This is a genomic window from Oleiphilus sp. HI0043, assembly GCF_001634935.1.
Genome location: NZ_LWEY01001722.1, coordinates 20,467 through 33,176, shown reverse-complemented (window position 1 = coordinate 33,176; position 12,710 = coordinate 20,467). Strand labels below are relative to the sequence as shown.

General features: G+C 45.6%; 9 protein-coding genes. 7 read left to right on the top strand and 2 right to left on the bottom strand.

Translation table 11 applies throughout. From position 1 onward, the window contains the following. The 7 genes from rsmB to A3729_RS26295 all read left to right on the top strand — a co-directional run. A partial coding sequence (gene rsmB, locus A3729_RS26325; protein WP_068634449.1) for a 16S rRNA (cytosine(967)-C(5))-methyltransferase RsmB occupies positions 1 to 1,063 on the top strand: 1,063 nt, incomplete at its 5' end. 140 nt (positions 1,064 to 1,203) lie between these two features. Continuing rightward, the gene (gene trkA, locus A3729_RS26320) at positions 1,204 to 2,577 is read left to right on the top strand and encodes a Trk system potassium transporter TrkA (protein ID WP_068512833.1); all 1,374 of its coding nucleotides are present in this window, start codon (positions 1,204 to 1,206) and stop codon (positions 2,575 to 2,577) included. A 35-nt stretch (positions 2,578 to 2,612) separates the two neighbouring features. After that, on the top strand, positions 2,613 to 4,061 hold the full coding sequence (locus tag A3729_RS26315; protein ID WP_068512836.1) for a TrkH family potassium uptake protein: 1,449 nt from the start codon (positions 2,613 to 2,615) through the stop codon (positions 4,059 to 4,061). 110 nt (positions 4,062 to 4,171) lie between these two features. Then, positions 4,172 to 7,690, top strand: a complete 3,519-nt coding sequence (locus A3729_RS26310) for a response regulator (protein WP_068634448.1) — start codon at positions 4,172 to 4,174, stop codon at positions 7,688 to 7,690. A 62-nt stretch (positions 7,691 to 7,752) separates the two neighbouring features. After that, positions 7,753 to 8,097 (top strand): DUF2956 domain-containing protein, encoded by a 345-nt coding sequence (locus A3729_RS26305; RefSeq protein WP_068512841.1) that lies wholly within the window; start codon positions 7,753 to 7,755, stop codon positions 8,095 to 8,097. A 270-nt stretch (positions 8,098 to 8,367) separates the two neighbouring features. Next, positions 8,368 to 9,378 carry an SGNH/GDSL hydrolase family protein gene (locus A3729_RS26300; RefSeq protein ID WP_068634447.1) on the top strand — a complete coding sequence of 337 codons (1,011 nt, stop codon included), beginning with the start codon at positions 8,368 to 8,370 and terminating at the stop codon, positions 9,376 to 9,378. Positions 9,379 to 9,561: 183 nt separating this feature from the next. Then, positions 9,562 to 10,230 carry a glutathione S-transferase gene (locus A3729_RS26295; protein ID WP_068512847.1) on the top strand — a complete coding sequence of 223 codons (669 nt, stop codon included), beginning with the start codon at positions 9,562 to 9,564 and terminating at the stop codon, positions 10,228 to 10,230. 2 nt (positions 10,231 to 10,232) lie between these two features. Here A3729_RS26295 and A3729_RS33515 read toward each other — a convergent pair whose 3' ends face one another. After that, the gene (locus A3729_RS33515; RefSeq protein ID WP_068634446.1) at positions 10,233 to 10,877 is read right to left on the bottom strand and encodes a hypothetical protein; all 645 of its coding nucleotides are present in this window, start codon (positions 10,875 to 10,877) and stop codon (positions 10,233 to 10,235) included. 64 nt (positions 10,878 to 10,941) lie between these two features. Continuing rightward, positions 10,942 to 12,660, bottom strand: a complete 1,719-nt coding sequence (locus tag A3729_RS26285) for a GGDEF domain-containing protein (RefSeq protein WP_068512853.1) — start codon at positions 12,658 to 12,660, stop codon at positions 10,942 to 10,944. Positions 12,661 to 12,710 lie beyond the last annotated feature (50 nt).

Genomic DNA, 12,710 nt, shown 5'->3' with positions numbered 1-12,710 from the left:
CATGCGCACACCCGCCCACGCTGCAATTAATGAAACTGTGCAAGCCGCTGCCGAGCTGGGAATAGAGCACTTTAAGCCTTTGATCAATGCAGTGCTTCGAAAAATATCCGCCCTGCCAGCGATCGAAGCAGGTGAAGCAACAAACGAAATCATTAATGCCAGCTACCCTGAGTGGATTAAAGAAAAGGTTAAACATAACTGGCCAGAAAAGTGGCAAGATATTCTTCGCCAGGGAAATGCACGCCCTCCGATGACACTGAGAGTTAATCGACAGTTCGCTGAAAGTGACGAACCAAGACAACACTACCTGGATTTACTAACGGAACAGGAAATTGAAGCGCAAACTTGCGCCTTCAGTTCTTTCGGCATCCAGTTGCTCAAACCGGTTCCCGTAGCCGCTTTACCCAAGTTTCGCGAGGGCGCAGCAAGCGTTCAGGATGAAGCAGCCCAACTATGTTGTGACTTACTGGAACTAGAAGAAGGCCATAAGGTACTCGATGCCTGTGCCGCACCAGGCGGAAAAACCTGTGCGATCCTGGAATCCCAAACAGGTATTCACCTGACGGCGCTAGACTCTGAAGCAAGTCGAGCCGCAAAGATCGATGAAAACCTTAAACGACTAAATTTACAGGCAGAACTTAAGGTATCACGCGCCGAAGAGCTTGAGCAGTGGTGGGACGGTAAGCATTTTGACCGAATCCTGCTCGATGCACCATGCAGCGCCAGCGCAGTCATTCGACGCCACCCTGACATCAAACTATTGCGCAAAGAAGGTGATATAAAAGCATTGGCTGAACTTCAACTTCAGCTACTTACAAGCTTGTGGAAAACACTCAAACCAGGCGGGATATTGGTATACGCAACCTGCTCTATCTTCCCACAAGAGAATAGCCGAATTATCGAGCGATTCTTAAGACAGCAAGATCAGGCCGAATTATTCAAGATCGATGCACCCTGGGGGCAAGATACCGGGTTTGGTCGTCAATTATTCCCTCAAGAAAACGGTCATGATGGTTTTTTCTACGCCCGTTTAAAAAAACGCGGAAGCGAAATACCCGAATAAGAAGCAAGATTTATCAGATTAACCGTGTTTAGGGGATGAAAAGAGTCATTTTACTGAATTGGCGATTGACCCTAAATTTTGTCGGTATATTATAGCCCACGGGTCAAATGACTGAATAAACCGGTGCGTAGATCAACCTTATGAAAATTATCATTATCGGTGCAGGGCAAGTAGGCGGAACGCTTGCTGAAAACCTCGCAAATGAAGAAAACGACATCACCGTCATTGATCACAATGGCGCTCGACTGCGTGAGCTTCAGGATCATTTAGACATACGCACAATTCACGGCCAGGGTGCTCACCCTAACATTCTTGCCCAGGCGGGCGCAGAAGATGCAGACATGCTGATTGCAGTTGCAAATAGTGATGAAGTTAATATGGCCGCCTGTCAGGTTGCTTATACACTATTTCAGACACCCACCAAAATCTGCCGGGTCAGAGCGACACCTTATTTAGCCAAGAAAGAGCTGTTTTCTAACAAAGCCTTTCCCATTGATGTACTCATCAGCCCCGAGCAGGTTGTTACCAAACATATTACCCGCTTATTGGAATATCCTGGCGCTTTACAAGCACTAGACCTGGCAAACGGTAAGGCCAGACTCGTTGCCATCAGAGCATGCCAGGGCGGCCCCTTGGTCGGTCATGCCTTATCCTTGATCCGACAGCACATGCCCACTATCGACACCCGAGTGGCAGCAATTTTCAGAAAAGGCCAACCAATCATTCCTTCTGGTAACACGGTGATTGAAGAAGATGATGAGGTTTTCTTTATTGCCGCGACCGACCATATTCGCGCGGTAATGAGCGAACTGCAGCCTTTGGAAAATAAGTACAAGCGAATTATTATCGCTGGTGGCGGTAACATTGGTTTTCGCTTAGCCAAGTACCTGGAACGTCGTTATCAAGTAAAAATCATTGAAAACCATCACGAGCGTTGCGTGGCACTTTCCGAGCAACTCGAAAAGGCCATTGTTCTGCATGGTAATGCCGCCAATAAAGACATGCTATTGGAAGAGAACATCGAAGATACTGATGTTTTCATCGCCGTGACCAATGATGATGAAGCAAACATCATGGCCTCGATGCTTGCCAAGCGCATTGGTGCTCGCAAGGTGATGGCCTTGATCAGCAACCCTGATTATGTCGATCTGATCCAAGGCGGTGAAATCGACATTGCCATATCGCCTCAACAAACCACCATTGGCAGCCTGCTAACCCATATCCGAAAAGGAGATGTCGTTAATGTTCACGCCTTACGACGAGGAGCAGCTGAGGCGATCGAAGCCGTAGCACATGGCGACGAGCGCTCCTCAAAGGTTGTCGGTAAACGAGTCGATGAGATACCTTTACCAACCGGTACCACCATCGGCGCAATTGTCCGTCACCAGGAAGTATTAATCGCTCACGACCATATCCGCATCGAGCAAGACGATCACGTTATCCTCTTCCTGGTCGATAAGAAAAGAGTTCGCGAAGTCGAGAAGCTGTTCCAAGTCGGACTCGCTTTTTTCTAACCCTGTTTTAGTAGTTTTTTGGGAGATACAACCGGATGCATTTGTCTACAGTCAGCCGAATTCTAGGCATCCTGCTGATGATTTTTAGCCTGACCATGCTCCCGCCGATCATTGTTTCGCTCATCTATAACGATAATCAGCTCCATGCCTTCCTCGATGCTTTTGTTATTACGCTAGGCTTAGGGCTAATCATCTGGCTGCCTGTTCGAAACCATAAAAAGGAGCTTCGTGTACGAGATGGTTTTATCGTAACGGTTCTCTTCTGGCTGGTGCTCAGCCTGAGTGGTTCAGTGCCCTTATATTTATCTGACTCCCCTGATTTACGCTTCGTTGATGCTTACTTTGAGTCCCTATCGGGGCTAACCACCACTGGCGCGACCGTCATTACCGGGATAGATGACCTGCCCAAATCTATCTTGTGGTACCGACAACAATTGCAATGGCTTGGCGGCATGGGCTTGATCGTACTGGCTGTCGCCATTCTTCCAATGCTAGGCATTGGTGGTATGCAGCTATACCGAGCAGAGACTCCCGGCCCGGTAAAAGACAGTAAATTAACGCCTCGAATCACCGAAACCGCCAAAGCTCTTTGGTATATATACCTCGGGCTAACAGTCGCTTGCGCGCTATCTTACTGGGCCGCTGGAATGACCCTGTTTGACGCCATAGGCCATAGTTTTTCGACCATCGCCATCGGCGGCTATTCAACCCATGATGCCAGTATTGGCTATTTCGATAATAGCGTAATTGAACTAATCGCCATCTTCTTTATGTTTATCGCCGGGGTTAATTTCGCGCTGCATTTCACTGCATGGCGAAGCAATAGCTGGCGAACGTACTTTATGGACCCCGAGTTCCGCTTTTACGCATCGCTCATGTTGATCGTAACCATTATTACGATCGCAACGCTTTACTTCACCGATACTTATAGCTTCTCTGACTCTATGATTCGAGGCGCCTTTGAAGTTGTTTCCATCGCAACAACCACTGGCTTTGCTACAGCAGACTTCACAGCCTGGCCATTCGTACTGCCCTTCCTCTTATTCGTTGTTGCCTTTGTTGGCGGCTGTGCAGGCTCAACCGGCGGTGGCATGAAGGCGATTCGAATCTTACTCATCTACAAGCAAGGCTTGAGAGAAATCCAACGTCTAATTCATCCCAACGCCATTATTCCAGTAAAACTTGGCAAAAAGCCGGTTCCCGACCGTGTGATTGAAGCTGTTTGGGGCTTCTTTTCGGTTTACTTGTTCGTCTTCGTTATTTTGCTCTTAATGTTACTGGCAACGGGCTTGGACCAAGTCACTGCCTGGTCAGCTGTCGGTGCCAGTATTAACAATTTAGGCCCAGGCTTAGGTGATGTCGCACAACACTACGGCGACATTCCCGATACCGCTAAGTGGGTTCTATGCTTTGCCATGCTAATGGGCCGCCTAGAGATCTTCACTTTATTGATATTGTTTACCCCTGCTTTCTGGCGAAATTAAGGCCCTTATTAAAAACCGAGAAAATACCAATAAAGCAGACGAGTGCACTGACATAGCGGCCAATAAACCTTATGATTGATCAATAATAAAAATATAAGTGGCTGTCAGACATGCTTAAGCTCTCGTGCTTAAATACACTCTTTCTCATTTTTTTCCTATTTTTAGCCGGTGTATCTTCTGCATTGCAGGCCGAAAGTAATACGGCTCAAGCAAGCACGAATAAACTCCTTGTTATCGACCTGCGAGACAAAGATTGGTCTAGCAAACAATCTTTTAGCCTTGACGGCTATTGGAATACTTACTGGAACCGCTTCATTCCACCTCAGGACATCTACAAGACAGAAGAAAGCCCCATTAAATTTCCCGTTCCCGGTGTTTGGAATAAAAACCCCTATCGCTTTGTCGAGAATCAACGCGTTGACACAATGAAGGGTGAGCACATTCAAGAACAGCAGGTAATCTATCCTCCTCTGGGTCTTGCAACGTATCATGCAAAAGTTCTGGTGCCACAGAATTTGGAGCCTATCTATCTCTATATTCCTGACATGCCAAGCGCCTACAAGCTTTACATCAACGGCAATCTTAGCGCCCAAAACGGTAAGCCCGGTTATTATCAGAGCACTGAAACGCCTGAGTTTAGACCCAGAGTAATCAAACTCACCAATCATGCTAGCGAACTAGATATCGTGATTCATCTGTCTAATCACCATTATCGCGAGGGCGGCATATGGTTTAGTCTACGCATGACGGGCGAGGCCGGCCGTTTCAATATGGAGTATCGTCCGATCATATCGGCAGTCTTCTTTGGCTCAATTCTAATTGCAATCGGCCTGTATAATTTTTCATTATTCGCCTTCCGCTCAAAAGAGGTTAGCGCTCTATACTTTGGTCTATTGTGCTTGGCTGTGGGCTTCAGGCGCTTAATGATTGATGAGCGGGTTCTGCACTTATTTGACTGGTTCAGCTGGGCAAGCCTCCAACGCCTTGAGCATTTAAGTTTTTACCTGACGCTTCCTTTCTTTATGGGCTTCTTTAGCGCCTTATACCGGAAATATATCCCGGCCTTTACCATGAGAGTCTCATGGGTGCTAATCACCCCCTTTGTCTTTATCTGCCTGGCATTCGAGAACCGAATATACACCGAGTTGAATGTGGCATTTCAGGTACTGGTATTAATTAGCGTCACCTTTGCAATGGCTATGTACTTAAAAGTTGTTCAAGCAGGTGGAAAACGGGTTAAAGCTTTTGGCGCCAGTTTACTTATTTTGGCGCTTACCGTTATTCATGATGTACTCAAAGCCAATGGTATTTTCGGCACACCTTTTAATGTCGCACATTTTGGCGTACTGGCTTTTGTTATCTCCCAGTCCATCGCCCTTCAACGGAACTATCTGAAGAACCTAGACTTAGTAGAGGCGATGTCGAAGCAACTAAAAAGTCGAAATAAAGAACTTATCGAAATGGATGCCTTCAAAGATGAGTTTTTGGCCACTACCTCTCACGAACTACGAACGCCTTTACAAGGTATCTCGGGGCTAGCAAAAGTATTAATCGAAAGTGATCAGCAGAGCTTAAGTCCAGACCAAAAAAACAAGATTGAGCTTATCTCTAACACCTCGCAGCGCTTGAATATCCTGGTGAACGACATTCTTGATTTTTCGAGTATCAAACATGGAAAGCTAAAACTGAATATCGCTCCCATAGATCTTCAGTCTATATCAGAGTTAGTACTTACCACCATGAAACCTCTTCTGGATAAGAAGCCTATTGAGTTAAAAGCAGAGATTTCACCTAAGGTTAGAAACTTAAATGCAGATGAGTTTCGCGTGCAGCAAATATTGATCAATATACTAGGCAATGCCGTCAAATATACCGAACAAGGCAAAATCACACTAAGCGCTTACCAGGTAGGAGAAGAAGTATTAATTAAGATCTCTGATACAGGTGTCGGTATCCCTGAAGAGAAACTACACAGCCTGTTTCGTCCCTTCGAGCAAGTCCATGTTGAAGGTCACCCTTCAGCAAGCGGAACCGGGCTCGGCCTAGCCATCAGTAAACAGCTTGTTGAATTGCACGGCGGTTCCCTAACGATTAAAAGCCAGGCCAATCAAGGCACAGATGTCACCCTATCCTTACCCGCTGGTTTGGTCAGCAATCAGGAAGCCAATAAGCAATTAGCTGAAACCGCTCTACCAGCCACTCAAGCACCTATTATCACTAAGGAAACTCAGGTTTCTACCAGCGAAACCTCTGCAAAACTACCCGATTTATCGTTTGAAGGCGGTAGCGAAGAAATGACTCCGCTGATATTTATCGTCGACGATGAACCCGTAAACCTGGAGCTGGTTTCCAGCCTGATGTCACAACAAGGTTATCGATATGAAGTCTTCCCGGATGGAATTAGCGCTCTAGCCAGGCTCAACCAACAAGTACCTGACCTGATATTACTCGACTTTATGATGCCAAAAATGAGCGGCATTGAAGTCTGCACCCTGGTTCGGAAGCAGTTCGACAGCTATGAACTCCCCATCATCATGCTGACAGCACGGCATCAAATATCCGATATTGTCAGCGCCCTGAGCCAAGGTGCCAATGATTACCTCATCAAGCCCTATCATAATAAAGAACTAATCGCCCGCGTAGAAAGTCAGCTAAGCGTAAGAAGGTGCTGGATCGCGAACCAGGAAAACCAGAAGCTTCGCAACGAGATCGCTAAACGAGAAGCCCTGGAAGAAGAGTTATCCGAACTTAATTCGAAGTTGCTTAACGTTCTGGATATTAGTGAAGAACTTATTATCGTCATCAACGAGCAACTCAATATTGCTTACACGAATGATAGAGCGCTACAAGAATTTAGCCACAAACTTGGTGAATCATCCGAGTCCAGCCTACTAGGGCGCCCCATTAGCGACTTCGTTTTGCCAGAGCTACTCTCTCAACTGGAGAAAGCGTTAGTCGAAAAGCCCGATTCGGCCTACTCAATAGACTTGATGAGTGAACCCGGCGAGCAGGCTGTATGGCACGCTTCCATCAAATACGTTAACGAGTCCGGTCAACCTTATTTAGCCTTGGTTATCGACCAAAGAGAACTGTCGCCAGAACAGGTTGAAGGTAAGCCTTTACAGACTGATAATGCCCTGGCAGCACTAACTCATGAGCTGAGCGAAAGTCGGCGTAAAATCAATGAAATTGAAGGGGCACTAAGGCATGTTCTCATTGATCCTGATCATGCGGGAGAGCAAATCAGTGAACAAATAGGCGATACAGACTCAGTTCAATGTATAGACTCTCCTCCAGCTCTTGAACACGATGATAAAACCGAATTTGATGGCAAAGAGCTTATTGTCGAACTGTTGAGGAACTCACTAAATATTTGGGAGCGCTCAACAAATAAGACAAAGGTTGACCTGGCAGAGCAAAGTCGCTGCTGGCGTGTATACGTGGACGGCACCACGGTTAAAACTCGAACCTTTGACAAGTACCTGAGCGCTCGTACTATCCCTGATAGGCCCAGGTGGCGAGCCGTAGTGCGCACGGCAAACTTCGTTTTGGCTAACTGCGACTTGAATGAACAAGATACACAGGAACTATCTGAACTAACCAGGCGTGTTGAAGACAACTATTCATAGGCTAGATCACTTGCAATCAATTCCCTCATCAGCTCACCCCCAAATAGAACCAAGGAAGTAAAATGGCAAAATATGATAAGCGGCACTCAAAAGGAAGCGAGCGGACGCTGGAAGAAGCTAATAAGCTGGCAAAAGCGAACCAACGCCCAGGCCAAACGAAAGAACAAACAAAAATCATTGCCCAGGGTATTCAAAAAGGGATTGAGCAGTATAAAAAACAGCACAAAGCCAAAAGCCGAGAGCTCGACAAGCAATTAAAAGCTGCAGAAAAAGCCAAACAGATGGCAAGCAGTAGTGAAGAAAAACAGCTTGAAGAGCATGTTCAGCCACCTAAAGCACAGACGTGGTTACCCTGGTCTTTACTCGTTTTATCATGGGTTTTGTTTGCAATATTCCAAGTAATATAAGAACTCATCTCGATGAAATTTGATTAGTTTTGAACCAAGTCTCACTGAAAACTCTGAATTTAACCTAAGTTACCTAAATTACCCTTCTTTGCCACAGCTTCGTAATCCTCTTTTTTATATGGTTTAAATCACTTACTTGTCATTGCTTTGGAGGAGTCCCCCAAAAAAGTCAGACAAGAAAGAACCTGAAAAAGAATAGTTCTTTAAGAACATATAAAACACTTACATACATGAAAAAAACAAAATTAAGAAAATTAACGGAGTCGATTGATGAAAAGCCTGAAATTGAAGTTGGTGACACTGACGTCACTACTTGTTGCTGCATTCGCGGTTAATGCGAACGGCTACAGTAATGTATACGTATTTGGCGATAGCCTTTCTGATAATGGTAACCTTAATGCCATTGCACCAGACCAAACCTATGGTGAACGTTTCACCAATGGCCCTGTAGCGGTAGAATTCGTTGCAGCAGCACTAGGTCATACCCTAACACCATCGCTACACTTAGCGGGTGGTTATACTGGTAACAACTTTGCTATTGCTGGTGCAAAAGCAGTTGACGAAGATGGTGATGAATCTACACCGGACATCAACCTACCTACCCAGGTTAATGCTTTCCTACAAATCAATGCAGGTGTTGCTCCTTCAGACGCGCTATACATCGTATTAATCGGTGGCAATGACATTCGTGCAGCACGTGAAATTCGCTCAGGAGCAGTTTTCGCTTCTACAGCTGAAGAACGTCAGGCTATTCGTCAGGCAGCTAATGCTTCATTGAAAGCAGCTGTTGAATCTGAAATTGCTCAAATCGAAAAATTGATCGCTTCTGGTGCTCAGCACATTCTAGTATCTAATGCTCCAGATATCGGCGCGATCCCCGAAACTGATTTGGTTGTTGCTGGCTTACTTGCAAACACTCAAACGACTCGCCAAGAGCGCAAAGCGAACCGCCTTGTACGAGTTACTACTAAGCTTTCAGCTAAGTTCAATCGCAAGCTGGATCGTAAATTGGCTCGTCTTGAGCATCAAACAGGTGTCGATTTTATCGAGTACGACCTATTCAGCTTCTTGACTGATCAAGTCGACAACGCTGAAGACTATGGCTACACCAATACTGACGACGCATGTGCTTACATGCTATCTCAAGGTGGTGCACTTCACCCTGAGTGTGATGGTTACGTAACAGCTACTGGCTTCTTGTTCTATGATGAAATTCACCCAACTACGCAAGCTCACCAAGCTGCAGGTATTGAAATCGTTCAAACTCTATTGGCTCAATAAAACAAATTTGAGCCTCCCTACCAGACACACCCAAAACGATAACTAATAAAGCAGTACTAACTCTAAGAGGGCCTCGGCCCTCTTTTTTTATTCCAGTCGATAACACCTGTACAACTTAGAACTTCAATTGCTTTTAGTTAAAGCAAATGGAATCATGCCTGTTTTCAAAACACGGTTGCGCCCATGCCTTCGACAATTCTATACACCTTCAGACGCTGCCCTTATGCCATGAGAGCACGGTTGGCCCTGACTCTTAGCCAGGAAAAGATTCAGATAAGGGAAATTGTCTTACGAAATAAGCCAGCGACAATGCTGCATTATTCTCCGAAAGGTACCGTTCCGGTGCTCATCCTTCATCATTCAGAATCCGAGGCCCCGCAAGTGATTGATGAAAGCCTGGATATCATGAAGTGGGCTTTCAAACGATACGATCCAGACAACTTTTTAGATGCTTCCAAACTTAACGAGATGCTCGACCTTATTTCAATCAATGACGGTGAATTCAAAGATAAGCTTGATCGATACAAATATGCAGACCGCCACCCAGAACAAAGTGAGCAGGAATATCGCAAGCAAGGCGAAGGTTTTTTAGAGCTTTTGGACAAGCGCTTACAAAACCAAACTTTTCTTTTTGGCGAGCAGGCCTGCCTGGCAGATCTCGCCATCTTTCCCTTTATACGACAATTTGCACATGTAGACCTAGAATGGTTTGATGCGAGCCCTTACGACTATCTCAAGCGCTGGTTGTCAGACTACAAAGAGTCTGACATATTTTTGAGTATTATGAAGAAGTATCCGGCTTGGAAGGAAGGTGACGAAATCACTTGGCTACCTTTGCCAAGTGACAGTTAAGGTTACTTTAAACTTAAATGAGAAGTATCCGGAATCACCGGTGGAAGCTCTTCTTTCTTTTCAGCAATATCACTGCCAACAGGCGCAATCGTCACATTATCCAGCTCATGGAATTCTGCCATGACCTCTTCATGTACTTCTGATAAGCGCTCGCCCACCTCGCCAACTTGAAAGTGCGTATCTGATAGTATCTCGTCGACTTTTTCCCCTGCCAAATTAAGGCCGGTTTTGCTGGCAACATTCTGCAAATCGGTCTTTGAAGCACTGGCCGTTAAGGGAGCCTTAGCCGTTGGCGTTGGCGTTGGCGTTGGCGTTGGCGTTGGCGTTGGCGTTGGCGTTGGCGTTGGCGTTGGCGTTGGCGTTGGCGCAGCCTGAGGAGCTGGCGCACTAAAGTCTACTTTGACACCCGGACTGCCCATCGCCTCAACTTGGCAATCAGCGCCACGCTTACTCATCGCAAGGATATATTTCTTTGCCGTTTCCTGGTCGAGCTTATTACGTATCACCACCCGCTTGCCAGTAAACATGCGCTCTACTTGGTCTACGCTTGTTTTAAATAGCTGCGCAACGTGTTGCTTGGTCTCTTGCTCCGAAAAGCCTTCAACCAGTTTGCCGTAAAATACAATTTCGTACTGCTGCTCACTCATACCGTTTTGCTCTTTGCTAATTTCTTTCCCTAACAATAAGTCTAGGTCAAGACCCGAAATTTACCTAGTCAGAAGATGCTTCACTCCGCACTTCTGCCCTGTTTCGGCCATTTTCTTTTGCTTGATACAGTGCAGAGTCTGCTCGTTCAAATAACTGCCCCTGATCCAGGCCTTCTTCAAAGACACTTAAGCCAAAAGACATGGTAATTTGAATCTTTTCATCGCGAAAATGAAAAGGTAAGCGACCGATCATTTCCCTTACTTTTTCAATTACCTGCTTTGCAGTTTGCAAATCTGTTTCTGGCAAAATAATCACAAACTCTTCGCCACCATAGCGCGCAACAAAGTCGGTCTTGCGTATTCTATTTTGAATTTCCTTGGCAATAATCTGTAGAACTTTATCGCCCGATAGGTGACCATAGTTGTCATTAATACTTTTGAAGAAATCGATATCCGCCACCACCAGTGTAGCCGGCTTTTTATAACGTTTGTAACGTTCAAGCTCCAGCTCAAAACGTTCGTCATAAGCCTCTCGATTAGGCAACGACGTTAAAGAATCTTTTAATGCTTTATCTCGCTCTTCCTTCAAGCGTTTACGAATATAACGAGTCTCTTCTTCCATCGCTTTGATGCGCTCTTTTAGGACCTCGACCTCTTCTTCTTTTGCTTGCTGGTGTTCAACTGCATCACCAGCATGCTGATCTACAGCACTGGATATGCTGTCCAAGTGCTCCGAAATAGATCGTTTCAAATCATCTATATCGACAGCTTTTCCCACACGCTGAGTCATTTCATCGACTTGATCACGCATATGTTGATCAAATTTTTCGTTTTTATCTTGCCAGGTGTCATCAATACTCTGACTCTCTACCAAAAAGTCCTGAACTTTACTCAAGCGCTCATCGAGCACCTTCAGAAAGTTACTAAACTCGCGCTGCCCTTTACCCACAACCGAAAGGATCAAGTTAGACAAATCATCCAAAGTAGGGCCAAGTTCATACCAAACCAGCTCTTTTTCAATTTGACCACGCAGTTTCGCTACTTCTCTGGTCGCACTGCTTGGAAACGCTAATTGGTCCAGTAGATTACTCAAAGTGTTGCGAATATGCCGCGCAACAGAAGAAAAGCCAGGAGCAAGCTCTTCTGCTGCATTGCTGGCATCGTCCGTTTCTAGCTCCAAGTCCTCTTCGCTGAGGGAGCTATCTTCGCCCGAAGCCGTATCAGCGCTTGCATTTTCATCACTTCCGCCACCCAAGAGACGACTTAAGAAACCGGCCTCTTTTTTGTCTGGGTCAACAATTACCGACAAGACTTCAGACTGGAGTTTTGCATACTCAGACAGGATAGCTGGGTATTCTTGAATATTTGACGAACGCTTGGCGATAGACTTTAAGAGCTTCTTTAGCCCACTTTTCTGCTTTCGAGGAAGCTTGAGAGTCAATAGCTGATCGATAATACTCTCTAAAGCACTCGCTACTTTTCTCAGGTTTTGCTGTTTGCTCTCGTCCGCCGCAAGAATCAATTTATCAATACGCTTAAGGCGCTTTTCGAGATCATTCTTTTCAGGTGTTGCACTGCGCACCGCACTGCGCAAGCTAGCCAACTCGCCATCTAATTCATCAGAAGTGTGCTCTGCCGCCAAGCTAACACGCACCAGAATTCGCTGCATCAGTGAGGCGTAATCTTGAATGAGCTTTTTCTGGCCGTCAAAAGACTCACCTTGCTCAAAATACTTATCTTTCCAGCGTTCTAGCTCTTTTTTTAAATCCGACTGGTTACTCATGAGTTCTCCAGCTTTTTGAACCGATTCAAATGTTATTATTTACTTAGTAA

Coding starts and splice junctions, on each gene's coding strand:
- trkA (WP_068512833.1), top strand. CDS start 1,204: ATGAAAATTATCATTATCGGTGCAGGGCAAGTAGGCGGAACGCTTGCT.
- A3729_RS26315 (WP_068512836.1), top strand. CDS start 2,613: ATGCATTTGTCTACAGTCAGCCGAATTCTAGGCATCCTGCTGATGATT.
- A3729_RS26310 (WP_068634448.1), top strand. CDS start 4,172: ATGCTTAAGCTCTCGTGCTTAAATACACTCTTTCTCATTTTTTTCCTA.
- A3729_RS26305 (WP_068512841.1), top strand. CDS start 7,753: ATGGCAAAATATGATAAGCGGCACTCAAAAGGAAGCGAGCGGACGCTG.
- A3729_RS26300 (WP_068634447.1), top strand. CDS start 8,368: ATGAAAAGCCTGAAATTGAAGTTGGTGACACTGACGTCACTACTTGTT.
- A3729_RS26295 (WP_068512847.1), top strand. CDS start 9,562: ATGCCTTCGACAATTCTATACACCTTCAGACGCTGCCCTTATGCCATG.
- A3729_RS33515 (WP_068634446.1), bottom strand. CDS start 10,877: ATGAGTGAGCAGCAGTACGAAATTGTATTTTACGGCAAACTGGTTGAA.
- A3729_RS26285 (WP_068512853.1), bottom strand. CDS start 12,660: ATGAGTAACCAGTCGGATTTAAAAAAAGAGCTAGAACGCTGGAAAGAT.